The sequence below is a fragment of the Erythrobacter sanguineus genome (genome assembly GCF_900143235.1).
GTDB classification, from domain to species: domain Bacteria; phylum Pseudomonadota; class Alphaproteobacteria; order Sphingomonadales; family Sphingomonadaceae; genus Erythrobacter; species Erythrobacter sanguineus.
In genome coordinates this window covers 1-24,826 of the sequence record NZ_FRDF01000012.1, presented here as the reverse complement: position 1 = coordinate 24,826, position 24,826 = coordinate 1, and the positions used below count along the sequence as shown (strand labels likewise).

General features: G+C 65.2%; 26 protein-coding genes, 1 tRNA gene and 1 other RNA gene. 19 read left to right on the top strand and 9 right to left on the bottom strand.

From position 1 onward, the window contains the following. The first annotated feature begins 8 nt into the window (after positions 1–8). On the top strand, positions 9–986 hold the full coding sequence (gene secF, locus BUA05_RS10615) for a protein translocase subunit SecF (protein ID WP_072674963.1): 978 nt from the start codon (positions 9–11) through the stop codon (positions 984–986). A 12-nt stretch (positions 987–998) separates the two neighbouring features. Here the strand turns inward: secF and BUA05_RS10610 are convergent, their stop codons facing one another. Continuing rightward, positions 999–2,183, bottom strand: a complete 1,185-nt coding sequence (locus BUA05_RS10610) for a glycosyltransferase (protein WP_072675069.1) — start codon at positions 2,181–2,183, stop codon at positions 999–1,001. Between the two features lie 26 nt (positions 2,184–2,209). Further along, positions 2,210–2,788: a helix-turn-helix domain-containing protein gene (locus tag BUA05_RS10605; protein WP_072674961.1), complete on the bottom strand. Its 579-nt coding sequence runs from the start codon at positions 2,786–2,788 to the stop codon at positions 2,210–2,212. Positions 2,789–2,885: 97 nt separating this feature from the next. Here BUA05_RS10605 and BUA05_RS10600 point away from each other — a divergent pair, with 97 nt between their 5' ends. Then, positions 2,886–3,401, top strand: coding sequence for a DUF6456 domain-containing protein (locus tag BUA05_RS10600; RefSeq protein WP_072674959.1), 516 nt, complete (start codon positions 2,886–2,888; stop codon positions 3,399–3,401). 81 nt (positions 3,402–3,482) lie between these two features. On the opposite strand, the gene BUA05_RS10595 is transcribed toward BUA05_RS10600, so the two are convergent. Further along, a complete protein-coding gene (locus BUA05_RS10595; RefSeq protein WP_072674957.1) occupies positions 3,483–5,306 on the bottom strand; it encodes an ABC-F family ATP-binding cassette domain-containing protein in 1,824 nt (607 codons plus the stop codon). 100 nt (positions 5,307–5,406) lie between these two features. Between BUA05_RS10595 and BUA05_RS10590 the strand changes: the two genes are divergently transcribed. From BUA05_RS10590 to BUA05_RS10560, 7 genes are all read left to right on the top strand, one after another. Beyond that, on the top strand, positions 5,407–6,150 hold the full coding sequence (locus BUA05_RS10590; protein ID WP_084662615.1) for an SIMPL domain-containing protein: 744 nt from the start codon (positions 5,407–5,409) through the stop codon (positions 6,148–6,150). A 50-nt stretch (positions 6,151–6,200) separates the two neighbouring features. After that, positions 6,201–6,515 (top strand): PepSY domain-containing protein, encoded by a 315-nt coding sequence (locus BUA05_RS10585; RefSeq protein ID WP_425429520.1) that lies wholly within the window; start codon positions 6,201–6,203, stop codon positions 6,513–6,515. 121 nt (positions 6,516–6,636) lie between these two features. Next, the gene (locus BUA05_RS10580) at positions 6,637–7,314 is read left to right on the top strand and encodes a response regulator transcription factor (protein WP_072674953.1); all 678 of its coding nucleotides are present in this window, start codon (positions 6,637–6,639) and stop codon (positions 7,312–7,314) included. Between the two features lie 28 nt (positions 7,315–7,342). After that, positions 7,343–8,767, top strand: coding sequence for a sensor histidine kinase (locus BUA05_RS10575; protein ID WP_425429519.1), 1,425 nt, complete (start codon positions 7,343–7,345; stop codon positions 8,765–8,767). Between the two features lie 86 nt (positions 8,768–8,853). After that, complete coding sequence (locus BUA05_RS10570; RefSeq protein WP_086616561.1) at positions 8,854–9,459, top strand: sigma-70 family RNA polymerase sigma factor; 606 nt, start codon at positions 8,854–8,856, stop codon at positions 9,457–9,459. Beyond that, positions 9,456–10,460 (top strand): hypothetical protein, encoded by a 1,005-nt coding sequence (locus tag BUA05_RS10565; protein ID WP_072674949.1) that lies wholly within the window; start codon positions 9,456–9,458, stop codon positions 10,458–10,460. Before BUA05_RS10570 ends, BUA05_RS10565 begins: the two co-directional genes overlap by 4 nt. Before the next feature lie 125 nt (positions 10,461–10,585). Beyond that, positions 10,586–11,164 carry a hypothetical protein gene (locus BUA05_RS10560; RefSeq protein ID WP_072674947.1) on the top strand — a complete coding sequence of 193 codons (579 nt, stop codon included), beginning with the start codon at positions 10,586–10,588 and terminating at the stop codon, positions 11,162–11,164. 111 nt (positions 11,165–11,275) lie between these two features. Here the strand turns inward: BUA05_RS10560 and BUA05_RS10555 are convergent, their stop codons facing one another. Next, complete coding sequence (locus tag BUA05_RS10555; protein WP_072674945.1) at positions 11,276–11,608, bottom strand: chorismate mutase; 333 nt, start codon at positions 11,606–11,608, stop codon at positions 11,276–11,278. 68 nt (positions 11,609–11,676) lie between these two features. Here BUA05_RS10555 and BUA05_RS10550 point away from each other — a divergent pair, with 68 nt between their 5' ends. From BUA05_RS10550 to BUA05_RS10510, 9 genes are all read left to right on the top strand, one after another. After that, positions 11,677–12,687: a polyprenyl synthetase family protein gene (locus BUA05_RS10550; protein WP_072674943.1), complete on the top strand. Its 1,011-nt coding sequence runs from the start codon at positions 11,677–11,679 to the stop codon at positions 12,685–12,687. 20 nt (positions 12,688–12,707) lie between these two features. Further along, complete coding sequence (hrpB, locus tag BUA05_RS10545; protein ID WP_072674941.1) at positions 12,708–15,143, top strand: ATP-dependent helicase HrpB; 2,436 nt, start codon at positions 12,708–12,710, stop codon at positions 15,141–15,143. A gap of 140 nt (positions 15,144–15,283) precedes the next feature. Beyond that, on the top strand, positions 15,284–15,562 hold the full coding sequence (locus BUA05_RS10540) for an ETC complex I subunit (RefSeq protein ID WP_072674940.1): 279 nt from the start codon (positions 15,284–15,286) through the stop codon (positions 15,560–15,562). Positions 15,563–15,597: 35 nt separating this feature from the next. Further along, positions 15,598–15,692: signal recognition particle sRNA small type (gene ffs / locus BUA05_RS10535), an RNA gene on the top strand. 60 nt (positions 15,693–15,752) lie between these two features. Further along, entirely contained in the window at positions 15,753–17,558 is a 1,806-nt protein-coding gene (locus BUA05_RS10530; RefSeq protein WP_072674938.1) for a DNA polymerase III subunit gamma/tau, read from the top strand. An 18-nt stretch (positions 17,559–17,576) separates the two neighbouring features. Continuing rightward, positions 17,577–17,918: a YbaB/EbfC family nucleoid-associated protein gene (locus BUA05_RS10525; protein WP_072674936.1), complete on the top strand. Its 342-nt coding sequence runs from the start codon at positions 17,577–17,579 to the stop codon at positions 17,916–17,918. 35 nt (positions 17,919–17,953) lie between these two features. Continuing rightward, positions 17,954–18,166, top strand: a complete 213-nt coding sequence (locus tag BUA05_RS10520) for a hypothetical protein (RefSeq protein WP_072674935.1) — start codon at positions 17,954–17,956, stop codon at positions 18,164–18,166. Between the two features lie 104 nt (positions 18,167–18,270). Next, positions 18,271–20,697, top strand: a complete 2,427-nt coding sequence (gene lon / locus BUA05_RS10515) for an endopeptidase La (protein WP_072675066.1) — start codon at positions 18,271–18,273, stop codon at positions 20,695–20,697. 239 nt (positions 20,698–20,936) lie between these two features. After that, a complete protein-coding gene (locus BUA05_RS10510) occupies positions 20,937–21,209 on the top strand; it encodes an HU family DNA-binding protein (RefSeq protein WP_072674933.1) in 273 nt (90 codons plus the stop codon). A gap of 87 nt (positions 21,210–21,296) precedes the next feature. Here the strand turns inward: BUA05_RS10510 and BUA05_RS10505 are convergent, their stop codons facing one another. Together BUA05_RS10505 and rlmB are read right to left on the bottom strand one after the other, a co-directional pair. Continuing rightward, a complete protein-coding gene (locus BUA05_RS10505) occupies positions 21,297–22,202 on the bottom strand; it encodes a hypothetical protein (protein ID WP_072674931.1) in 906 nt (301 codons plus the stop codon). Between the two features lie 35 nt (positions 22,203–22,237). Next, on the bottom strand, positions 22,238–23,029 hold the full coding sequence (gene rlmB / locus BUA05_RS10500) for a 23S rRNA (guanosine(2251)-2'-O)-methyltransferase RlmB (RefSeq protein ID WP_072674929.1): 792 nt from the start codon (positions 23,027–23,029) through the stop codon (positions 22,238–22,240). Positions 23,030–23,200: 171 nt separating this feature from the next. On the opposite strand from rlmB, the gene BUA05_RS10495 reads away from it, so the two are divergent. Next, a tRNA-Tyr gene (locus tag BUA05_RS10495) sits at positions 23,201–23,286 on the top strand. A gap of 353 nt (positions 23,287–23,639) precedes the next feature. On the opposite strand, the gene BUA05_RS10490 is transcribed toward BUA05_RS10495, so the two are convergent. The 3 genes from BUA05_RS10490 to BUA05_RS10480 all read right to left on the bottom strand — a co-directional run. Further along, the gene (locus BUA05_RS10490; RefSeq protein ID WP_072674927.1) at positions 23,640–24,200 is read right to left on the bottom strand and encodes an HD-GYP domain-containing protein; all 561 of its coding nucleotides are present in this window, start codon (positions 24,198–24,200) and stop codon (positions 23,640–23,642) included. Positions 24,201–24,209: 9 nt separating this feature from the next. After that, positions 24,210–24,506, bottom strand: coding sequence for a hypothetical protein (locus BUA05_RS14565; RefSeq protein ID WP_143150300.1), 297 nt, complete (start codon positions 24,504–24,506; stop codon positions 24,210–24,212). A 95-nt stretch (positions 24,507–24,601) separates the two neighbouring features. Continuing rightward, positions 24,602–24,826, bottom strand: a 225-nt coding sequence (locus BUA05_RS10480; RefSeq protein WP_084662602.1) for an integrase core domain-containing protein, incomplete at its 5' end; no start/stop codon positions are given.

Genomic DNA, 24,826 nt, shown 5'->3' with positions numbered 1-24,826 from the left:
GCGATCGCATGAAACTCCTCAAGCTCGTCCCTGACGATACCAATATCAAGTTCCTGAAACTGCGCGTGCCGTTCTTCGTGCTCAGCATCGTGCTGATCGTGGGAAGCTGGGCGGCGGTGCTGACGCAGGGCCTCAATTTCGGGGTCGATTTTGCCGGCGGGCAGGAAGTGCGCCTGACCTTCGAGGAGCGTGAGACCGCCCCGATCCCGTCTTTGCGCGAACTGGTCGGCGGGCTTGGCTATGGCGAGCCGGTGGTGCAGGAATTCGGCGCCCCCAACCAGGTCTCCATCCGCGTGCCGCTGCCCGAAGGGGCAGAGGAAACGCCGGGCGCAGCGACCGAGATCGGCAACGAGGTTATCGCTGCGATCGGCAAGGAATATCCCGGCGCGCGCACCGATGGCAACGACACCGTATCGGGCAAGGTCGCGGGCGAATTCCGCAATCAGGCGGTGCTGGCGCTGCTGGCGGCGATGCTGGCGGTGGCGATCTACATCTGGGTGCGGTTCGAATGGCAGTTCGGCGTCGGCGCGCTGTTTGCGCTGTTCCACGATGTCTCGGTCACGCTCGGGCTGTTTGCGCTGACGCAGCTGGAATTCGGGTTGCAGATCGTCGCCGCGATTCTCGCGATCATCGGCTATTCGCTGAACGACACCATCGTCGTCTATGATCGTATCCGCGAAAACCTGAAGAAATTCCGCAAGATGCCGCTGCCCGAATTGCTCGATCTGTCGGTCAACGAAACGCTGGCGCGCACGGTGATGACGTCGCTGACGCTGTTCGTGGCGCTGGTGCCGCTGTTGGTCTTCGGCCCGCCGAGCCTGTTCGGCATGGTCGCGGCGATCACCGCTGGGCTGTTCATCGGCACCTATTCGTCGATCTATATGGCCGGGCCGCTGCTGATCTGGATGGGGGTCACCTCGAACAGCTTCGTGCCGCAGGAAAGCGCGATGGACCGGCAGGAAAAGATCGCCCGCGGCGAAGTGTAGGCGCGCGCTGCCCTAGGCCGCGCCCGCCAGCTTCTCATAATGCGCCGCCAGCGTGGCGGCATTGGCTTCCCAGCTGAAGCCTTCCGTCAGCGCGGCGACCGCCTCGCGCTCGGGCGGGGCGTTCAGCACCGCGTTGACCCCTGCCGCCACCGCCGTTGCCGTGCGTTCGACCAGCCGCCCGGCGGTGTCATTCACGATCAGCTCGCGCGCGCCGCCGACATCGCAGGTCACCACCGGCGTGCCGCAGGCCAGCGCCTCGACCCAGGCATTGGCCAGCCCCTCGTTCACCGTCGGCAGCACCATCACATCGGCGGCCGACAGGATCAGCGGCATCATGTCGTGATCGAGCGAGCCTGCAAAATGCACCCTGTCAGCCACGCCTTCGCTTGCCGCCAGCGCGCGCAGCCGGGCCTCGTCCTCGCCCTTGCCGATCAGCACCAGCCGGGCGCCGGGAATGTGTTTCAGCGCCGCAATCGCGATCCCCTGACCCTTGCGCTCGATCAGCGCGCCGACGCAGGCCAGCATCGGCGCATTATCGGGCAGGGCAAAGCCCAACTCGCGCGATAGCTGCGCGCGCAATTGCGTGTGTTCGAGCGGGCGGAAGCGGTCACGGTCAAGCCCGGTGTAATGCACGGTGATCCGCTGCGCATCCATGCCCATCCCCGCCATCTGCCCCGCAAGGTCACGGCTGACCGCGAGCAGTCCGGTGGCGGCGCTGGCGGCGTCAAGCATCTGCGACCTGGCGAAATCCTGTGTCCCCCAGAAGCTGATATCGCTCCCGCGTGACTTGATCGACAGCGGCAGGCCCATCTCGCGGGAAATCCGGGCAGCGGCGGGGCCATCGGGGAAGAAGAACTGCGCATCGAGCACGTCGATCGGCGCCTCGGCATGGATGCGGCGGACCAATGGCAGACATGCCCGCGCAATCGCGGCGGCATTGCGGCGCGCGCCGATGCGCGGGATCAGGGTAAAGCGCGGGCGGTGGATGGTGATCCCGCCTTCGGCATTGCTTGCGGGCAGATCTGCCAGCGGGCGATAGCGCCCCAGCGCCAGCGGCGGCAGGCCGATCGGGTTCACCACCGTCACCCGCCAGTCCCCGCGTTTCGCCAGTGCCTCCAGCGAACGCGCGACAAATGTCCCGAAGCGCGGATTGACCGGGTTGGGATAGAGCGTCGAAAGGGCCAGAACGTGCTTCACCGTGCGATGTCCTGTCGCGGCGCGCGTCACAGCGGCCTGACCAGCATCATCGCCACCGCGATCCATGCCGGGTTATCGACCACCACCTGTTTCTGCCCGGCCCCCGGCGGCAGCAACCCGACCAGCGTGTCCCGGTGATCGATGAGCCGCCCGAAGGCAAAGCGCCCGCCGGGGCGGGGGACCAGGCAATCGCGGTTGATCGCGCTCTGGATCACCGCCGGATTGAGCTGGCGCAACCAGACAAGATCGCCCGGGCGGTATTCGCCCACGCTTTCGTTCACGGCCAGCACCAGCGCGGCGGGGCCTTCGGCGGCGGCCAGATCATTCGGCAGCACCGCCTCGCGCGGGGTGGTGAGGGCCTGCGCGCCGGTGGCGGCCAGTTCGGCGACGATCTGCGCGCTGTTTCCCGTGTCGGCGCGCATCAGGCTGGCGGGGTCAACCTCCAGCGCGGCGGCGATGCGGTTCATCCACGTCAGCGAAAGCTGGCGCATCCCGGTTTCGAGCCGTCCGATGGTCTGCGCGGTGGTCGGCGGATCGCAGGCGGCGGCGAGATCGGCCAGCGTCAGCCCCCTGGCCTTGCGGATGTCGCGGATGCGGTTGAGCATCGGATGATCCCCTTTTGATTAACCAATATGGATTTTTCTTTCCTACAGATGCGCCGCTTTGGCAAGTCGCTTTCCTTGCAAAAAGGGAGGAACCGGCATGAAGCGTCAACTGGTCGAACGCGAACTCAGCTCCGAAGGCCCGCGCAGGGTTAAGGCGGGGTTGAACACGGGGCTGAACACGGGGCAGGGCGCGGGGAAGGGCGGCAGGCCTACCCGCACGGTGACGGTCAATCTGGCCGAATCCCCGCTCGCATGGCTGCACGCGCGCGGCCATCTGGATGATCGCTTGTTCGACGCGGGCGAGGCCTTGCGCGGCGATTACGAACGTGCGCAGCTTTCCGCCAGCGTCACCATGCGGTGGGATCCGGTGCGGGTGAAGACCACCGGGGAACGCGGGCTTGCCCCTGGCGAGCGTCAGATCGCCGCGCGCCAGAGGTTCGATGGCGCGATCAAGGCGGCGGGGAAGGGGCTGGAGGACATATTGTGGCGCGTGGTGTGCGCAGGCGAGGCCTTGCCCGAGGCCGAGAAAGGCCTTGGCTGGCCCGCGCGCAGCGGCAAGCTGGTGCTGAGGATCGCGCTGGAACGGGTGGCGGAATTCTACCGGATCAGGTGAGCCACGGGTGGGTGCGGGTGCGGGGGGTTTTCAGTCTCTGGACAGTGTCTCATGTGTCTCCAACACGGCGGCCCGCGCGGTTCAACCTTCGACCCGTTCGGCCAGCATCAGCCAGCGTTCCTCGGCCGCGTCCTTCTCGGTGCGGGCGGTGGCGATCCCGGCGGAGATGGTGGCAAACCGCTGGGGATCGCGGGTGTAGAGTTCGGGATCGGCAAGGATCGCCTCGCCCTTGGCAATCGCCGTTTCCAGCTCCTCGATCCGGGCGGGCAGGATCTCGTAGTCGCGCTGGTCCTTGTAGGTGAGCTTGGGCGCGGCCTTGGCGGGCATGGTTGCGGACGGGGCGGGGGTGTCGTCCTTGCGCGGGGTGGCGGCGGGGCGCGATGCGATGGGCTGGCGGCGCTTGGCCTCCCAGTCGGCATAGCCGCCCGCGACGATATCGACCTTGCCCGACCCGTCGAGGCCGAGGGTGAGAGTGACGGTGCGATCAAGAAAGTCGCGGTCATGGCTGACGATCAGCACGGTGCCATCGAAATCGGCGATCACCTCCTGCAACAGGTCGAGCGTTTCGAGGTCGAGATCATTGGTCGGTTCATCCAGCACCAGCAGGTTGGCGGTGCGGGCGAATTCACGGGCCAGCAACAGGCGGGAACGCTCTCCGCCAGAAAGGATGCCGACCTTGGTATCGACAAGGCCCGGATCGAACAGGAAGTCCTTGAGGTAGGCCTGCACATGCTTGCGCACGCCCCGCACGTCGATCCAGTCGCCGCCCTCGGCGAGGATCTGCCGCACCGTCGCGCCGGGTTCCAGCAGCTTGCGCTGCTGGTCGATCATCACGCCCGACAGCGTGCGGGCATGGGTGACGGTGCCGGTATCGGGTTCGATCTCGCGCGTCAGCAGCTTCAGCAACGTGGTCTTGCCCGCGCCGTTCGATCCGACGATGCCGATCCGGTCGCCGTTCTGGATGCGCAGCGAAAACGGCTTGATGACGGGGCGCTCCCCATAGGTTTTGGCAATGCCTTCGGCGACGATCACGGACTTCGACTTGAAGTCATCGTCGCTGGCGAGCTTCAGCTTGGCCGTGCCCGCGCCCGAGATCATCGCCGCCCGCGCAGCGCGCATCTGGAACAGCTTTTCGAGCCGCCCCTGGTTGCGCTTGCGCCGCGCGGTCACCCCGCGTTCAAGCCAGTGGGCTTCGAGCTTGAGCTTGGCATCCATCCGCTCGGCTGCGCGGGCCTCTTCGGCATAGACCTGTTCTTCCCACGCCTCGTACCCGCCAAAGCCGACCTCTTTGCGCCGCATCGTCCCGCGGTCGAGCCACAGGGTCGCGCGGGTCAGGCGGGTGAGGAAGGTGCGATCATGGCTGATGGTGATGAAGGCGCCGCGATAGCGGCTCAGCCAGTCCTCCAGCCAGTCGATCGCGGCAAGATCGAGGTGGTTGGTCGGTTCGTCCAGCAGCAGCAGATCGGGATCCTGCGCCAGCGCGCGGGCAATGGCGGCGCGGCGGCGTTCGCCCCCGCTGGCGGTCGCGGCGTCGCGGTTCATGTCGATGCCGAGCTGGCCGGCAATGGCCTCGACCTCGTGCCGCTCGGGCGCGTCTTCACCGCCGAGCGCAAAGTCCATCAGCGTGTCGGCCTGCGCAAAATCGGGGTCCTGTTCAAGGAACACGATCCGCGTGCCCGGCTTTGTCCGCCGTGCCCCGCGATCAGCCTCGATCTTGCCGGTGATGACCTTCAGCAGCGTTGTCTTGCCCGCGCCATTGCGCCCGATCAGCGCCAGCCGGTCGCCCGGCATCACGTGCAGATCGATCGGCGCTGCGCCGTTGGCGGGGTTCGGGCCGCCGAACAGCCAGCGCCCGCCCTGTTGCAAAGCGATGCCTTCGAGCGAGAAGATGGGGGGCTGTGCCATGGGATGCGGCAGTTAGGGGCTTGCGGCGCGGGCGACAAGGCGGTTCAGTGCTGCGAAAGCTGCCCGCGTCCAAAGGCGCATCTTTCTGGAGGAACCTGCCATGATCCGTCCCGCTCATGTCCTTGCCGCCGCCAGCGCGCTGGCGCTGCCCGCCCACAGCTTCGCCGCCAATGTCGAAATCGAGGCGGAAGGCCCGGTGATCGAACTCGACATCTTCGAATCCGTCACCGTCGCCCCCGACATGGCGACCATCGGCGCAGGGGTGACCACCGAAGCGCCCACCGCGGTCGAGGCGCTGCGGATGAACTCGGCCGAGATGGTCAAGGTGATCAACCGCATCAAGGCGCTGGGCATCGCGGAAAAGGACATCCAAACCACCGGGATCAACCTGAACGCCCGCTATGATTACGACCGCGAAGGCAAGCGCCAGATCTTCCGCGGCTATCAGGTGTCGAACCGGGTCAGCGTCAAGCTGCGCAAGATCGAGGATACCGGCAAGGTGCTCGATGCGCTGGTGGCGGCGGGCGCGACCGACCTTTCGGGCCCCAGCTTCAGCATCGAGAGTGACGATGCCGCCAAGGACGCCGCGCGCGAGCGGGCGATCGAACGCGCGGGCGAGCGGGCGCAGGCCTATGCCGCGATGCTCGGTTATGACGGGGCAAAGGTGCTGTCGATCAGCGAAGCGATCCAGAGCCGCGGGCCGATGCCCGAAGCGGCGATGAAGCGGTCAAGCGCCGACATGGTCGCTGCCGCTCCGCCGGTGCAGCCGGGTATGGTCGCCACCGGGGTAAGCATTTCGGTCACATACGAACTGCTCAATGACGAGGCATCCGTTTCCGAGTGATCGCCCATTCACACCTTGTTCAACGCTGGCTGGATAGGCATGGGGGCATGATGAAGCGCCTACGTTCCCTTCTTGCAGGCATGATCGCCGCGCTGGCGGTGGCTGGCCTCGTCGCTCCGGCAGCGGCGCGCGAACCGCCGCGCAATGATCAGGGCGAGGCGCGGCGCGAGGCGCAGGCCGGCACCCAGCTTTCGCTGCGCGAGATCGAGCGGCGCATTCTGCCGCAGATGCAGGGTAGCGAATATCTCGGCCCGGCCTATGATTCGACCGCGCGTGCCTATCGCCTCAAGTTCATTCGCGATGGCCGCGTGACCTATGTCGATGTCGATGCCCGCACCGGCAAGGTTATCGGCCGATCGCGTTGAGGAACCGCCCGGTGCGGCTTGATCGGGGGACAGGCGCTGTGTCCTGCGATGGCGTCTGCTTGACGCTGGCGCGGCAAAAGCGCACCAAACTGGCGGTGATACAGCAGGAAAATGGTGGAAAATGCGGATTCTGATCGTCGAGGATGAGCCCACGCTGGGCGCGCAGCTGAAATCGACGCTGGAGCATACCGGCTATGCCGTCGATCTGTCTGTCGATGGCGAGGATGGGCATTTCATGGGCTCGAGCGAGGATTACGACGCAGTGGTCCTCGATCTTGGCCTGCCCGAGATCGACGGGCTGACCGTGCTTGGCATGTGGCGGCGTGAAGGGCGTACCTTTCCGGTGCTGGTGCTGACCGCGCGCGACAGCTGGTCGGACAAGGTCGCAGGCCTTGATGCGGGCGCTGATGATTACCTTGCCAAGCCGTTCCAGACCGAGGAACTGATCGCCCGGCTGCGGGCGCTGATCCGCCGCGCTTCGGGCAATACCTCATCCGAACTGACCGCCGGAGACGTGCGGCTGGACACGCGTTCGGGCCGGGTGACGCTGAACGGCGAACCGGTGAAACTGACGGCGCAGGAATACAAGCTGCTGAGCTACCTGATGCACCACAAGGGCAAGGTGGTGAGCCGCACCGAGCTGATCGAGCATATCTATGATCAGGATTTCGACCGGGATTCGAACACCATCGAAGTGTTCGTTACCCGTATCCGCAAGAAGCTTGGCGCAGACGTGATAACGACCATTCGTGGCCTCGGTTACAGCCTCGACGACCCCGCCGACGCACCCCGCGCTTAAGGGCGAGCGTAACGACGGCGACGCGCACATGGCCTTGCCCGCGGGTGAGGCCGTTGCCATGCCTGCGGCCGCGGCGCAGGGCGGTCCGCGCGCCAGCCTTGCGCGGCGCATGGGGCTGATCGCGGCGGGGTGGATCTTCGTGCTGCTGCTGGGCGGTGGGATCGCGCTGGAACGCACGCTGACGCGTCAGGTCGAGAGCAATTTCGACGAACAGCTCGACTATATCCTCACCGCGATGATCGCCTCGGCCGAGATCGATGCCAGCAGTGAGGTCTATTTCTACCGCACCTTGGGCGACCAGCGCTTTCTTGAACCGGGAAGCGGGCTGTACTGGCAGATCAGCGGCGGGAATTACGAACCCTGGCCCTCGCGCAGTCTGTGGGATCGCACGCTGACCTTGCAGGGGGTGACTACCAAGGGCGAGGATTTCGACAGCGAGGTGCATTTCTACAATTCCGCCCAGTTCGCAGGCGAGCCGCTGCGGATTGCCGAGCGCACCGTGATCCTGCCGGGCAGCGAGACGCGCTGGACCTTCGCCGTGGCGAGCGCGACCGAGCAGATGGATGCCCAGATCGGCCGGGTGCGGTTGATCCTGATCTGGAGCTTTGCAGTGCTGGGGCTTGGGCTGCTGGTGATGGCGTTGTTGCAGATCCGCTATGGTCTTTCGCCGCTCAGGCGCGTGCGCGCGGCGATCCAGAACCTGCGCACCACCGGGGCGGGCCGGATCACCGAGCCGCTCCCGCTTGAAGTGCAGCCGCTGGTGGAGGAATTGAACGCGCTGATCGAACATTCCGAAAAGCAGGCCGAGGAAGCCCGGCGGCATGCGGGCAATCTCGCCCATGCGCTCAAGACCCCGCTGACGGTGCTGACCAATGCCGCAACGGCGCGCGCGCCCGATCTGGGCGAGACCGTGATGCGCGAAACCCGCACGATGCAGCGCCATGTCGATCACCACCTTGCCCGCGCCCGCGCGGTCGGGCGGCGTGCGGTCGGCCATGCCCGCACCAATGTCCGCGACAGCGCCGAAGCGGTGCGCCGCGCGGTCGAGCGGCTCTATCCGCAGGGGCGGCTGGACATTGCTGGCAGCCGCGACGCCGAGGTGGCGATCGAGCGGCAGGATCTCGACGAACTGCTCGGCAACCTGATCGAGAACGCGGCCAAATATGGCGGGGGCAGCGTGTTCGTGACCATTGATCCCGAAGACGCGGGGGCCGAGGGCTGTGACGGGCAGTGCCTGATCTGGATCGAGGATGACGGCCCCGGCATCCCCGAGGCCGAACGTATCCGCATCTTCGATCGCGGGGTGCGGCTTGATACGGGCAAGCCGGGAACGGGGCTGGGGCTCGCCATCGTGCGCGATGTGGCGGAGATCTATGGCGGCAGCGTCACGCTTTCGGCCAGCGAGGATCTGGGCGGGTTGCTGGTCGAACTGCGTCTGCCGCGTGCGCAATAACGCGCGAAGGGTTTTGCGTGCCCCGCAGTTAACCGCCAGAGTGATCAACGACACGCAACCGCAAACGGGACCCATTGCGCGCAGACATGACCGCTAGCGGAGAAATTTCACCTCCGGCCCCGGCTGCCGATGATGCGGCGCTGGTGGCGCGCATGGCGGCGCGCGACCCGGCTGCGCTGCGCGAGGCGATCGCGCGTCATGCAGGGGCGCTGGGCCGGATTGCCTTTCGCATGACCGGCGATGCCCATGAAGCCGAGGATATTGTGCAGGAGGCTTGCTTGCGATTGTGGGACCACGCGCCGCGCCTTGCCGCGCGCCATCCGGCGGGAACCAGTGCGGCGGCCGCGCTGCGCCTGTCGGGCTGGCTTGCAAGGGTGGTGACCAATCTCGCGATTGACCGGTTGCGGCTGGCGCGGCGGATATCGGGCGAGGACGTGCCAGACCATGCCGACGATGCCCCGCTCGCCGATGCGCGGATCGAAGCCGACCAGTGCGGCGCCAGCACACGCGCGCTGGTGCTGGCCTTGCCCGACCGTCAGCGCGCCGCGATCGTGCTGACCTATTACGAGGAATTGCCCAATGCCGAAGCGGCAGCGGCGATGGAGATGAACATCAAGGCGTTCGAATCCCTGCTGCATCGCGCCCGCGCAGGCCTGCGGCAGGCTTTCGCAGGCCAAGGAGACGCGCAATGAGCGTGAACGAACAGGACATGGACGAACAGGCGCGCACACCGATTGTCCCCGGCAGCCCGCTGGCCTGTGCGCTGGATGACTTCGCTGTGCCCGAATTGTCCGCAGGCTTCGCTGAAAAGGTGGCCGCCGCCGCCCAAGCGCGGCCCCCTGCAACTTTGGCGCCGCTGCCGAAACTTCGCCGTTCGGGCGGCGGACGCGGCTGGCGGCTGGGACGGCGCATCGCCATCGGTGTGACCTGTTTTGGCGCGCTGGCAACGGCGGCGGCGGCCACCGGCCTGATTGAACGCTTCGATCTGCCCGTGCCTTCGCCCGAAAAGGTCTGGGCCAGCATCATCGGCAAGCCAGCCACGCCTGCGCCTGTTGCTGCCCCGGTTGCCGTCCAGACGCCCGCCGATCCCGCACCTGCCGGGCTTGCGCCGGTCAGGATCGAAGGCCCGATCGACACGCCCGAGGAACTGGGTGAAGCATTCCGCCGCATCGAAGAGGTGCGGCAGGGCAGGATAGCCGCGCGCCGCCAACGCATCGACCAGCGTATCGAGAGCGAGATCGAGCGCCGCCGCGCCGCCGGTCAGCGCGTCCCCACGCCCGAGGAAGAAGCCCGCCTGCGCCAGCGCATTGAGGAGGCGCGCGTGCGCCGTGAGGGAGCGCGCTCCGACCGCATCGAGGCGCGGCGCGAGGAACTTCTTGAGCGTGTCGAACAGGGCGAGGCGCTTACCCGAAAGGACATCATGCGCCCGCTGCGCGAAGATGCGCGCACGCCCGAACAGCGCGAAGTGATCGAACGCCTGCGGCGGATGTCGCCGGACAATCGCCGCGAGGCTTTGCGTCAGCTGCCGCCCGGACAGCGCCGCGAACTGATGGAAGCCTGGCGCCAGCGCCGCGAGGAGCGAATGCGCGCCGCTCCAGATGAAGGAAAGCCTCCCGCGACTGAACGGCCAGCGCAGGACATGACGCCCCCGTTGTCTGCTTCCGGGACGCCCCCCGCCGCGTCACCGCGCTGAGCGCAGAAAATTCGGGCTTTGACGAAGGATGTCAGGCCGTTCCCCGTTTTCTCCCTGTCCCCTGACGCAACCCCGCAGCGGCTGGGTGACCGGGAAATGTCAACCGACCCAAGGAGGAATTCGCCATGATCAAGACCCCCCTGATGCTTACCACGCTGACCGCATTCGCGTTTGCCCTGCCCGCACATGCGCCCGCGCACGCGCAGGAGCAAAGCCGCACCAAGACCTTCGAAGGCCCCAATGTCAGTGCCGCGCAGACCATCACGGTCAATCCCGAGACCGGCACCGCCACCCGCGAGCGCGAGGCGACCAACCTTAACACCGGCAACACCGCGACCAGCAGCGCGGTGCGCCAGCGCACCGAAGCCGGATCGACCATCGACATTGTCCAGACCGGCCCGCAAGGAAACGCCCGCACTCTTTCGGGCGAGCGCACCCGCACCGGGAGTGGTTCGACCTTCGCGGGCACTGCCACCGGACGCGGCGACAAGACGCTCGACCTTGCGAGCGAACGCGGGCGCGATGGCGAGGGCAATTCGGGGGCGCGGCAGAGCGCCACCAATTCCGCGGGCGAGACCGTGTTCGGCCGCAGCCGCACGACCACGCGAAGCGACGGGCAGCTGAGCACCAACATCACCCGCAGCGGCAGGAAGCCGGGCGCAAGGTCTCCGCGCGGTCTTGGCGGCAAGCGTCCGCGCGGGTGACATCCGCCCTTGCTCGGCACGTGGCAGGTCAGGCAGCGCTGCCTGCCCTGCCTCTGGACGGAGCGCGGCCGAACCGGCCCCGGCGCGCGGCGGTGAAACGGCCTGCGGGCCTTAGCCGCCGCGCGCCTTCTGGTGGTGGCGGATAACTTCTTCGATGATGAAGCGCAGAAACTTCTCGGAAAATTCGGGATCGAGATCCGCGTCTTCCGAAAGCTTGCGCAGTCTTGCGATCTGGCGCGCCTCACGGTCGGGATCGGCGGGGGGAAGCGTGGCCTTGGCCTTGTACTCGCCGACCGCCTGCGTGATCCGGAACCGTTCGGCCAGAATATGGATCAGCGCGGCATCAATATTGTCGATGCTCTTGCGATAGGCGGCCAGAACCTGATCCGGCACCGGATCGGGTTGGGCGGCTGAAGCGGACGAAAGTTGCGTTTCCTGCGGCATGGCTCGCGAAACTAGCAGCAATTCCGCGCTTGCCAAGCATGCTGGGCCCGCCCTAATGCCAATCCAAGATGAGTGCCGATATCGTCCCCCTGCCGCGAAAGGCACCGACACTCGACCCCATGCTGTCGCTGACGGCGGCGGGCATGAATTCCGTCAACGCCGTGATCCTTGACCGGATGCAGAGCGAAATCCCGCTGATCCCGCGACTCGCCGGGCATCTGATATCGGGCGGGGGCAAGCGGTTGCGCCCGATGCTGACGCTCGCTGGCGCAGAACTGGTCGGTTACAAGGGCACCCGCCATTACAAGCTCGCCGCAGCGGTCGAGTTCATTCACACTGCAACTTTGCTGCACGATGATGTGGTCGATGGAAGCGAGCTCAGGCGCGGCAAGGCGGCGGCCAACATCATCTTCGGCAATCCGGCGACGGTGTTGGTGGGCGATTTCCTGTTCAGCCGCGCTTTCGAACTGATGACCGAAGATGGCTCCTTGCGGGTGCTCTCGATCCTCAGCCGGGCCAGCGCGGTGATCGCCGAGGGCGAAGTTTCGCAGCTTTCCGCCCAGCGCCAGATCAACACCAGCGAAGAACAATACCTTCATATCATCGGCGCAAAGACCGCAGCCCTGTTCGCCGCGGCCAGCCAGATCAGCGCCGTGGTGGCCGAATGTTCGGAAGAACAGGAACATGCGCTTGAATCCTATGGCCGCAATCTGGGCGTCGCTTTCCAGCTGGTTGACGATGCGATCGATTACGATTCGGATGCGGCCGAGATGGGCAAGGATCAGGGTGATGACTTCCGCGAAGGCAAGATGACCTTGCCGGTGATTCTCGCCCATGCGCGCGGGAACGAGGAAGAGCGCAAGTTCTGGAAGGCGGCGATTGCCGGGCATCGGACCTCGGATGAAGACCTCGCGCATGCGATTTCGCTGATTGCCAAGCACAATGCGCTCGAAGACACGCGTGAACGTGCCCGCCACTTCGCGCACCGGGCGATTGATGCGATTTCGATCTTCCCCGACAGCAAGGCGCGCGTGGCCATGGCTGAAGCGGCGCAATTCGCGGTCGCGCGCGGGCATTGAGCGGGCTATCGGCCGGGGCGATGCTCCCCGACCTCCCGATCACGGCTGTCCTCCCCGAAATCCGCACCGCGCTCGGCGGTGCTGGCGCAGGTGTGCTGATTGCGCCGCCGGGAGCGGGCAAGACCACTGCCGTCGCGCCTGATCTGCTTGGGCAGCCGTGGTGCACCGGCCAGATCATCCTCACCTCGCCCCGCCGTGTCGCTGCCCGCGCTGCGGCTGAACGCATGGCCGAAATGCTGGGAGAGGCGCCGGGCGGGATCGTGGGCTACATGACCCGGCTCGACAGCAAGGTGTCGGCCAAGACGCGCATCCTTGTCGTGACGGAAGCGATTCTGGTGAACCGGCTGATCGATGACCCGGAACTGCCCGGCGTCTCCGCGGTGCTGTTCGATGAGGCGCATGAACGCACGCTCGACAGCGATCTGGGGCTGGCGCTGGCGCTCGAAACCCGCGGCGTGCTGCGCGAGGATCTGCGCGTGCTGGTAATGTCGGCGACCATTGATGGCGCGCGGTTTGCCCGGCTGCTGGGCGACGATGCGCAGGTCGTGACCAGCGATGGGCGCAGTTTTCCGTTGGAAATAAAATGGCTTGGCAGCGATGCTTCGCTCCCGATCGAGGATCGTGTGGGCACCGCCGTGCTGACCGCGTGGCGCGACGAGGCGGGCGATATTCTCGCCTTCCTCCCCGGCGTGCGGGAAATCGAGCGGGTGCGTGAACGGCTGGCAGTGCGGCTGCCCGAAGTGCCGATCCACGCGCTTCACGGTCAGGTGGAACCCGCAGCCCAGCGCGCCGCGATCCGCCGCGATAGCGAGGGACGCCGCCGGATCGTGCTGGCGACGGCAATTGCCGAAACTTCGCTGACCTTGGACGGGGTCAGCGTGGTGGTCGATTCCGGTCTTGCGCGGCTTGCCGAATTTGACCGGGCGGCCAGCACGACCCATCTCGTCACCCGCCGCGCTTCGCAGGCTTCTGCTGCGCAGCGGGCAGGGCGTGCGGCGCGGCAGGGTCCGGGGGTGGCTTACCGGTTGTGGGAGGAGGCGGGTCATGCAGGCCGGCCCGAATTTGCACCGCCCGAGATTGTGCAGGCCGATCTTGCCCCGCTGCTGCTGCGGCTCGCCAAGTGGGGGACGAACGACCCGGCGAGCCTGCCATGGCTCGATCCGCCGCCCGAGGCTTCGGTTGCGGCGGCGCGGGGCGCGTTGAAAGGCTTGGGCGCACTTGATGCGGGCGGACGGATTACCCCGTTGGGCGAGGCGATTGCGAGCTTGCCAATGGCGCCCGATCAGGCCGCATCGGTGCTCCATGGCGCGCGCTCAGGCTGCGGCGAGGAGGCGGCGCGGTTGGTGCTGCTGTTGCAGGAACGCGGGCTTGGCGGGCGGGGCGAAGACCTGCTGCAACGCCTTGCGCGCTGGCGCGGGGATCGCGCGCCGAGGGCGGTGGCAGCGCAGCGGATTGCACAGGGCTGGGCAAGGCAGGCGGGTAAGCTTGCGGCGGCCATCACCGGCAGCCCCGCCGCCGAACCTGCCGAAGCACTGGCGCTGGCGCGGCCCGATTTTGTCGCCCGGCGTCGCGGTGCGTCGGGGGAATATTGGCTTAGTGCGGGCGGGCGCGGCTATGTGCTTGATCCTGCTTCGTCGCTGGCACGGGCCGAATGGATCGTGATTGGCGACGCGCAGGGGCAAGCCAAGGGCGCGCGGATCACCGCCGCAGCCGAAATCGCGTCTGATCGCATCGCGGCGCTGTTTACCACAGAGCTTGAGGAGCGCGTCACAACCCGTTGGAATAATGATAAGGATCGTATCGAAGCGCGGCGCGAACGGCGGCTGGGCGCGATTGTGCTGGCGAGCGTGCCCGAACCTTCGCCCGACCCTGCTCTGCTTGTGGATATCCTTGTGGAGAAAGCGCTGGAGAAGCTGGGGGAAATCATGCCCGAAGGCTTCCTCGCCCGTGGCAGCTTCGCCGGGGTCGATGCGCTGACGCCTGAGGCCCTGCGCGCGCGGGCGACGGAATGGCTCGCCCCGTTGCTCGCCGGTCGGCGCGACCTCGATCTGCCGCCACACCGGTTTGCGCAAAGCGCGCTTGACCTGCTCGACTGGGACCAGCGCAAGGCGTTTGATCGCGCCGCGCCCACCCACTTCACCTCGCCCGCCGAAACGCGCCATCCCATCGATTACGCCTGCGATGATGCCCCCAGCGTCGAGGTGCGGGTGCAGGCGCTGTTCGGGCTGGATATGCAGCCGATGATCGGTGCCACGCCGCTGCTGCTCAAGCTCACCAGCCCGGCGGGTCGCCCGATCCAGTCGACCCGCGATCTGCCCGGCTTCTGGCGCGGGAGTTGGGCGGATGTGGCCAAGGAGATGAAGGGCCGCTATCCCCGGCACCGCTGGCCCGATGCGCCCTGGCTGGAAAAGCCGAGCATGAAGACCAAAAATGCCTTCAACCGCGGACAGACTTAAGCTATCGCCCCGCGCATGGATCGGGACGCGCGGCGGCCCGCAAGGCCGACTGGCTGCCCGCAGCGACGCGGCCTCAAGGCCTCAAGCAGCGCAGCGGTAGGCCAGCAAGAACGCCGCATGAGCGAGGATCGAAAACAGGAATGTCCGCAAGAATTTATCAGCAGCCCAAGCACGCGATGCAATCGGGCAAGGCCCATACTGATGAATGGGTGCTCGAATTCGAGCAGTCCGAAGCGCGTTTTGCCGATCCGCTGATGGGCTGGACCGGCAGCAGCGATACGCAATCGCAGGTGCGGCTGACTTTCCCGAGCAAGGACGCGGCCAGGGCCTATGCGGCAAAATGCGGCATCACTGCGCGCATTCATGCGACCCCGCCAAAGCGGCTCAAGCTGCAGGCCTATGCGGATAATTTTCGCTGAGTTGATTTTTCTTCGAACCGCAGCCATATGCGCGTCCGGGAGTCGGGTGGACGTTTGCGTTCGCTCACCGGGTCAGGTCCGGAAGGAAGCAGCCCAGGTGAATTGCGGCGGGTCGCTCGGCTCCTTTTTCCACGATATTCGCTCCGATGCGCAGCATGACAAATGGTCGCCGAGCGCCTAGCTTGATCGCATGAGCGATTCCGACCCCGAACTGCCTGAGGATGATGCCGGCCCGACTGTGGCCGAGTTGGAGGCGGCCGGCCAGAACGCGCTGTTCGGCGACCCCCCACCGCCGCCGCCTGTTGCGCCGTCATCTGCGGCGACACCGGCGCCTGTGCCCGATCCTGCGCCCGCTGCCGCCAGTCAGCCCTATCGGGTGCTGGCGCGCAAATACCGGCCACAGACCTTTTCAGAGCTGATCGGGCAGGAGGCGATGGTGCGAACCCTCGCCAATGCTATCGCGCGCGACCGGTTGGCCCACGCCTTCCTGATGACCGGGGTGCGCGGGGTGGGCAAGACTTCGACCGCAAGGCTGATTGCCAAGGCGCTGAATTGTATCGGGCCGGACGGGCAGGGCGGGCCGACCATTGATCCGTGCGGGGTGTGTGAGGCTTGCGTGGCCATCGCCGAAGGGCGCCATATCGACGTCATCGAGATGGATGCGGCGTCAAATACCGGGATCGACGACATTCGCGAGATTATCGAGGCGGTGCGCTATGCGGCGGTGTCGGCGCGCTTCAAGATCTACATCATCGATGAGGTTCACATGCTGTCAAAGGCGGCCTTCAACGGGCTGCTCAAGACGCTGGAGGAACCGCCGCCGCATGTGAAGTTCCTGTTTGCCACCACTGAAGTCGACAAGCTGCCGGTCACAGTGCTGAGCCGCACTCAGCGGTTTGACCTGCGCCGGATACCCGCCGGGATGCTGGCCGAGCATTTCGCCAAGGTGTGCCGGCTCGAGGGGGTGGAGGCCGAGGCCGAGGCGCTGGCGATCATCGCCGGCGCGGCAGAAGGATCGGTACGCGACGGGCTTTCGATTCTCGATCAGGCGATCGCCCACGCCGACCTTGACGGGGAGGGCAAGGTCACCGCGGCGCGGGTGCGCGACATGCTGGGCCTTGCCGACAAGAGCGCGCAGCGCCGCGTGCTCGGCCACCTGCTCGAAGGCGAAGCAAGGGCGCTGCTGGCGTCGGTGGATGAACAATACGCGCTTGGTGTCGAGCCGCTGGCGCTGATCCGCGCGCTGATGGATCTGACCCACCGGGTTACGCTGGCACAGCTATCGGGCGCCGAGCCCGATGCCCCGACCGACGAGGAGCGTTCAGCGCTTGCCGATTTCGCCGGACGGCTGGGAACGGGTGAGCTTCACCGCCTGTGGCAATTGCTGCTCAAGGGCCACGAGGAAGTCCGCGCTGGCCCCGATCCGCTGGCGTCCTTGCAGATGGCGTTGCTGCGCATCCTCCATGCTGCGCAGATGCCCGATCCGGGCAAGCTGGCCAAGCGGATCGAGGAACTGGCGGCAAGCGGGCTGGCCCCGGCCGCAGTTTCGACCGCTACTGCTTCTGCGCCGGTCGCAGCCGCAGCCAATACAGCAGGCCCTTCGCAGGATTGGTCAGCGCTGGTCGAGGCGGTCGATGCTGCGGGGCAGTTGCGCGTTGCCCAGATAATGCGCGACCGGGTGCGGGTGATCGACCTTGGTGCAGAACGGCTGGTGTTTGAACAGGCCGACAATTTCCCCGATGATCCCGCGCCGGATATCCGCGAGGCGCTGTTCAAGCTGACTGGCAAACGCTGGCAGGTCGAGCGTGGCACCGGCCCTGAGACTGCCAGCGCGCAGCCGAGCTTGCGCGAGGTGGCCGAAGCCGAGGCCGAGTTGGAGGAAAAGCGCATCCGTTCCGACCCGCTGGTGCAGGCGGCGCTTGCGTCTTTTCCCGAAGCCGAATTGCTCGGAACCGAAGGCAATGTCGCCCGCGCGGTTCGCCCACCCTGGAACTAGATAATCAGGAGACCCCCGATGAAGTCGATGGAAGAGATGATGCAGGCAGCCCAGCAGGCTGCCGACACCATCCAGAAGCAAATGAATGAAATGCAGGTAAAGCTCGATTCGATTGAGGTCGAAGGCGCGGCCGGCGGCGGGCTGGTCAAGGTGCGCGCGAGCGCCAAGGGCCGGATTCTCGGCGTGGCGATCGATGACAGCCTGATGAACGCCGATGACAAGCAGATCCTGGAAGACCTGGTCGCCGCCGCATTCAACGACGCGCGCGACCGGGCCGACCGGGTTTCGGCTGAACAGATGAAGGAAATGCAGGGTTCGATGGGCCTGCCGCCGGGGTTCAACCTGCCCGGACTGGGTTGAGGTGATTGGCCCTGCGGCTTGCCCTGCCGATATGGATGGTGCTTGCGCATATTGCCGGGCTCGGCGCGATCGGGCTCTACGGTGCGGTCGGCCCGGCTGACGCCTTTGCTGCCGATTTCGGGTTTTTCGTTCTGATTGCAGGAGCCGTTTGCCTGTCGGGCATTGGGCTTGCCGCTGGCACGGCCACTTCGGTGTTTGCCACCTTGTCACTGATTGGCTGTCCTGCGACGCAGTGGCGAGCGCGGTAGAGCAAGCGTCCACAGGCCTGTTGCTTGGGCCATTGCGGCCCGGCGGCTTGCTTCCCATATTCACACCAGAGGCGCGCCCCAACGGCGGCCGCGGACACAAGAACATGACCCAGACCTACCCTCTCCTTCCCTTGCGCGACATTGTTGTCTTTCCCGGCATGGTTGTCCCCCTGTTTGTGGGGCGCGACAAGTCTGTGGCGGCGCTCGAAGCGGCGATGGAGGCCTCCAAGGACATCGTCCTGATCGCCCAGCTTGACCCCGGCTGCGATGATCCCGAAGGCGATGATCTGTATGATGTCGGCGTCATCGCGCAGGTCCTGCAACTGCTCAAGCTGCCCGATGGCACGGTGCGCGTGCTGGTCGAAGGCAAGTCGCGCGCGCAGCTTTCCGCGCTGGAGAATGCCGGGGCCTACCTGCTGGCCGAAGTCGACCCGGTTGAGCCTGATACGGTATCGGGCAGCGAGGTGACCGCGCTGATGCGGCAGGTGACCCAGCAGTTCGGCGAATATGTCAAACTCAACAAGAAGCTTGGCGAGGATGCCGGGGTCGATCTGAGCGAGGTCGATGATGCCGGGCAGCTGGCCGATACCATCGCCGCAGCGATCAGCGCCAAGGTATCCGACAAGCAATCGCTGCTGACCGAGGCCAGCCCCCTGAAGCGGCTGGAACTGGTCATGGCCTTCATGGAAGGCGAACTTTCGGTCTTGCAGGTCGAACGTCGCATCCGTGGGCGGGTGAAGCGCCAGATGGAGAAGACCCAGCGCGAATATTACCTCAACGAGCAGTTGAAGGCGATCCAGAGCGAGCTTGGCGGCGCCGATGGCGAGGACGGCAACGAAATCGCCGAACTGACCGAGAAGATCGAGAAGGCCAAACTTTCCAAGGAAGCCCGCGCCAAGGCGAATGCCGAGCTCAAGAAGCTCAAGGGTATGCAGCCGATGAGCGCCGAGGCGACGGTGATCCGCAATTATCTCGACGTGCTGCTGGGTCTGCCGTGGGGCAAGAAGTCGCGTCTGAAAAAGGATATCGCCAAGGCGCAGGAGGTGCTCGATGCCGATCACTATGCGCTGGAAAAGGTCAAGGACCGCATCGTTGAATATCTCGCAGTGCAGGCGCGCACCAACAAGCTGAAGGGGCCGATCCTGTGCCTTGTCGGCCCGCCGGGGGTGGGCAAGACCTCGCTGGGCAAGTCGATCGCCAAGGCAACGGGGCGCGAATTCGTGCGCCAGTCGCTGGGCGGGGTGCGCGACGAGGCCGAGATTCGCGGCCACCGGCGCACTTACATTGGTTCAATGCCGGGCAAGATCGTTGCCAATCTCAAGAAGGCGGGAGCCAGCAATCCGCTGTTCCTGCTCGACGAGATCGACAAGCTGGGGCAGGATTTCCGCGGCGATCCGGCCTCGGCGCTGCTGGAAGTGCTCGATCCCGAACAGAACAGCAAATTTCAGGACCATTATCTCGAACTCGATCTCGACCTTTCCGACATCATGTTCGTGTGCACCGCAAACAGCCTCAACCTGCCGCAGCCTTTGCTCGACCGGATGGAGATCATCCGGCTTGAGGGCTATACCGAAGACGAGAAGGTCGCCATCGCCCAGCGTCACCTGATCGACAAGCAGGTGAAGGCGCACGGCCTGAAAAAGGGTGAATTCACGCTGACCGAAGAGGCCCTGCGTGACCTGATCCGCTACTACACCCGCGAGGCAGGCGTGCGCACATTGGAGCGCGAGATTGCCAAGCTGTGCCGCAAATCCCTGCGCAAGATCCTCGAAAAGCAGGCCGAAAGCGTCACGATCACGCCAGAAAACCTCGGCGATTTTTCCGGGGTGCGCAAGTTCAAGCACGGCATGGGAGAGGAAGATGCACAGGTCGGCGCGGTCACCGGGCTGGCCTGGACATCGGTGGGGGGCGAATTGCTCACCATCGAAAGCGTGACCACGCCCGGCAAGGGTGAGATCAAGACGACAGGCAAGCTGGGCCAGGTGATGAACGAGAGCGTTTCGGCGGCCTTCAGCTTCGTCAAGGCGCGCGCGCCTGTCTATGGCATCAAGCCGAGCCTGTTCCAGCGCAAGAACGTCCATATCCACCTGCCCGAAGGTGCAGTGCCCAAGGACGGGCCGAGCGCCGGGATCGGGATGGTCACCTCGATTGTCTCGACCCTGTCGGGCATTGCGGTGCGGCCCGATGTGGCGATGACCGGCGAAGTCACCCTGCGCGGGCGGGTGCTGGCGATCGGCGGATTAAAGGAAAAGCTGCTTGCCGCGCTTCGTGGAGGCATCAAGACCGTCCTGATCCCCGAGGAGAACGTCAAGGACCTCGTCGAAATTCCCGCCAATGCGAGGGAAGGGCTGGAGATCATTCCGGTGAGCCATGTCGACGAGGTGCTGGCACATGCGCTGGTGGAGGCACCGGTGGCAATCGAGTGGACCGAGGCCGATGATCTGGCCAGTCAGCCCGGCGGCGGTGCGGCTGCGAAACCCTCCGTTTCAGATACGAATCCGTCAGGTTCAGAGGTGCCAACCGCGCATTGAGGCGCTACACGCGAGGCGCACGACGCGATTCGCGGCAGTGTCATTTTCAACCCCGGAAGCAGGAGCCTTCAACGCATGGCGCGGCGCGCCTTGGTTCGCCGCAGATGAACGCCACGTTGGCGACGCCTGGTGCCGGGGGCGATTTGCCTTTGACAGCCTTGCCGAAACAGTCTCAAATCCGGGCTTTTCGTAAGGCGATTCACCGAAACAACAAGATCTCGAGCCGAGGGGGTTTCCAGATGAACAAGAACGACCTGATCAGCGCCGTTGCCGATGGCAGCGGCCTTTCCAAAAGCGATGCCTCGAATGCCGTCGAAAGCGTTTTCGACACGATCACGAAGGCCCTGTCGGGCGGCGATGAAGTGCGGCTGGTAGGCTTCGGCACCTTCTCGGTCGCCAAGCGCAAGGCCTCGATCGGCCGCAACCCGCGCACCGGCGAGGAAATGAAGATCAAGGCCTCGAACCAGCCGAAGTTCAAGGCGGGCAAGGGCCTGAAGGACGCCGTCAACTGATCGGCTGATTCGCGCTGTCGCGTACAGGGAACCCTGCCGTCTCCATGACGGGCGGGGTTTTTTGTTGTCTGCGGCAGGCCGCAGCCTTCAGCCGCCGGTGGCGATCAGCGCGGTCGGGGCCTGCGTGGTGCGCGGCGATACCGCCCAGCGCAGCAGTTCGCCGCCGCTTGGCGCGCTTTCGGGACCTTCGTCGGTGTTGTTGGCAAGAATGCGCATCCCCGGTGCGGCGCGGATGATGAATGTCCCATCGAGCACCGGCATGCCCGGGATCAGCTCGGCCTCCGCTTTATCCTCGCCCTGTTCTGCTGCGCCCATCGCTGCCAGCCCGGCAAGCGAGCCCATTCCGCCCATCACCCCGGCCATCGGATTATCGGCGGTCTGGGCCGCAAATGCGGGTGCGTTGATCCGCACCTGACCGCCATCGCGCAGGATCATCTGGACGAAAGGATTGGTGGCGGGAAAACCTTCGATCGTCGGGAACATGAAGTCATGCCCCAGCGTGCCGCTGACCGAATAGCTCACCTCGAACAATCCGTCGCCCTTGTGGACCACGCTGTTCCAGCCCTTCTGGCGTTCAAGCAGGCGCACCATTTCCTCGGTCGCCTTGGGATCGGTCGGGTTGATCCCGCCCATGATCGCCGCCATCTGTTCAGCTTCCTGCTTTTTCCGGGCCACCCGTTCGGCAGTTCCGGCTTCCCACTCGGCGCGCTGTTCGGCTTCTTCTTGGGGTGTGCAGGCGCGGTCCTCGAAAGTTTCCTCGTCGAAGCAGTCGGTGGCCTCGAAGGTTTCGTCCGCGCCTGCGCCCATCAGCGCCAGCTTTGACAGGCCAAGGAAAAAGATCTCGCCGTCATAGGTGAAGGTGAAGCTGTCCGCCCCGGTTAGGGCCAATTCCGAAGTGAACTTGCCCGGTGCCATGAAGCAGCCCGACAGTGCCAGCGCAAAGCCGGCAAGCAGTGCTGCGGCGCGCAGACGAAACGTGGCAAGGTGGTTCATGGCGGCATCCCCTCGTGGCCTTTGATCGACCTGTTCTAGCTGCGGGTCGCCACGGCATAAAGCGCAATCGCAGCGGCGTTGGAAACATTCAGGCTCTCGATCGCGGAGGAAATCGGCAGCTTGGCCAGCGCATCGCAATGCGCGGCGATGTTTTGGCGCAGGCCTTCGCCCTCGGCGCCCAGCACGATCGCCAGCGGCCCGGTGGGCATGACGTCGGCCAGCGTCGCCTTGGCCTCGCCCGCCAGCCCGATGCGCCAGTATCCGGCCTCGGCCAGTTCCTCGAGCGCACGGGCGAGGTTGACCACCCGGACCCAAGGCACGGTTTCCAGCGCGCCCGAAGCGGATTTGGCCAGCACCCCGCTTTCGGGCGGGGCGTGGCGATCCTGGGTGATGATGGCCGCAGCGTTGAAGGCCGCGGCCGAACGCAGAATCGCGCCGACATTATGCGGATCCGTGACCTGATCGAGCACCACCACCGGGCGCGTGGCTTCGCCATCCGCGATTTCATCAAGGAACACATCTTCGAGGGCGGAACATTCCAGCACCAGTCCCTGATGCGGCGCATCGCGGGCCACGAGCCGGCCAAGATCGGCGACTTCTGCATATTCGATCGGGAAATCAGGCGGCAACTCGCCGTCAAGGCTGGCGATGCCTTCGCGCGTGGCCCACAGCTTGCGGTGCTGACGCTCGGGGTTTTTCAGCGCGGCCTCGACCGGGTGGCGGCCCCACAGGCGCACCTGCCCGGTGCTGGCGCGGCCTGATCCGCGCCCGCCCTTCATCCGCCCTGCGCGTCCGCGCAATGCGCGCTTGCGTTTACCCTCGGTCATTGTCGCTCCTTGGCTAAGCCTTCAAGCGCGCCCCCTGCCAGCAGGGCCATTGACAGGCAAGCGGTGCTTCGCCAAAGGGGCGCCTCTCGGCAGCGAGGCCTACAAGGACTTGCGCATTTTCAGAGCGACAAGTCGCTCAAGAACGCCCCCCTTGAAGGCAGGGGACTGTGTGGACAGGTGGCCGAGTGGTTAAAGGCAGCAGACTGTAAATCTGCCCGCGCAAGCGTACGCTGGTTCGAATCCAGCCCTGTCCACCACTTTCCTTCCCGCGCCGTTCCCGGATTTCATTGGAAACCAAGGGCGTTATCGCCCTTGATGTCGCTGTTCGACCATTGCCATTTGCCTGCATCAGCAGTCGGGTTTTAGGCTGGTGCGGGGGATGTTCGGCTTGCCCCCGCATTTTGGCCTCGCAACGCGGTCCTGATAAGGTGTGACGGCATTTCCCGGGCCAGTAGCTCAGAAGAACTCTCCTGCAGCTACAGCCTGTGCGCACGGCATAAGCCAAGTGTGCCTCGGGGCTACATTGCTCAGGACCCGCAACGAACACTTCTGCATGCCAATGTGCAAGGCAGCTCGCGCGTAGCGCTGGGCGACCGCCGCCGGGCCATCTTCATCCCTTGGACTTGAAGGCGCTCAGGAATATCATTTCCCGCAGAAGTCCATCCTCGGGCAGTCCGAGATCGGACAGGTCGGCAATGCCAGTGATTTCGTCTGTGTCTGCGTTGTTCGTCAAGGCGATCCGATGAGGCAGAATCCGCTCTCCCTTGGACAAGGAATAAAACGCCTGAAGGATCGGCCTTGTATGATCCTTGGGATCCACGTCGATCACCATTGCCAGCTTTTCGCTGCGCAGCACGACGAAGGATCCGACCGGATAGATTCCGACCGACTCGATGAAATGACGCAGGATATCCTCGTCAAAAGCGCCATCCATGGCCTTCATATGCTGGAGCGCCATCGCCGGATCCAGAGGTGCCGTGGCAGTGGTTTTCGACAGCAGGAAATCGAAAGTATCGCAGATCGCCGCCATCCGGGCGACAACGGCGATCTGATCGGCTGCAAGCCCATTGGGAAAGCCGCTGCCATCAATCCGTTCGTGATGCTGAAGGCACGCATCGAGCACAGATTGGGGCAGATCGCCATCATTCGAGAGTGCCCGGTAGCCCAGCATGATATGCTGCTACCAGATTTTCGGATCGGTATTGCGGAAATCACCAAAGGGTGGGGTGATGGTCTGCGGCAGGTAGTTGACCCCGATATCCAGCAACAGACCAGCAAGACCGCAATCATGAATCTCTTGCGCGGAGAGCTTCATTTTGCGTGCCAGCGAAATCATTAAAGCGCTTACCGACAGCGCGTGCCGGAACATTACCTCATTTTTCAGTTTGCAGCGCATCAGGCCGCTGAATGCCTGGGGGTTGCGCCGCGCCGAGGCGAGAATATCGTGGACCACCGGCTCGACGGTCCGGACATTCAAGGCCTTGCCCAGACGAGCGTCTGTCCGTCGTCAGAACATTTGGCACAACTTGCGGCGTAGATTAGCGGAGTGCGGACCTCGTCTGGGGGTTGGTTTTAGGCGGCGAGCTTGCGGTGTTGCAAGCGCCGATGTTCGATGGTGTGTCGCTTGATCCTTTCACGCTGATTGAGGATGGAAGCCGCCCTGCCGAGGTAGGCGTCGGCGGGCGTCACGTTGGACAGCGCTTCGTGATAACGCTGGTGGTTGTAGTGCTCGACGAAGGCCTCGATCTGGGCCTCGAGGTCACCGGGCAAGAAGTAGTTTTCCAGCAGGATGCGGTT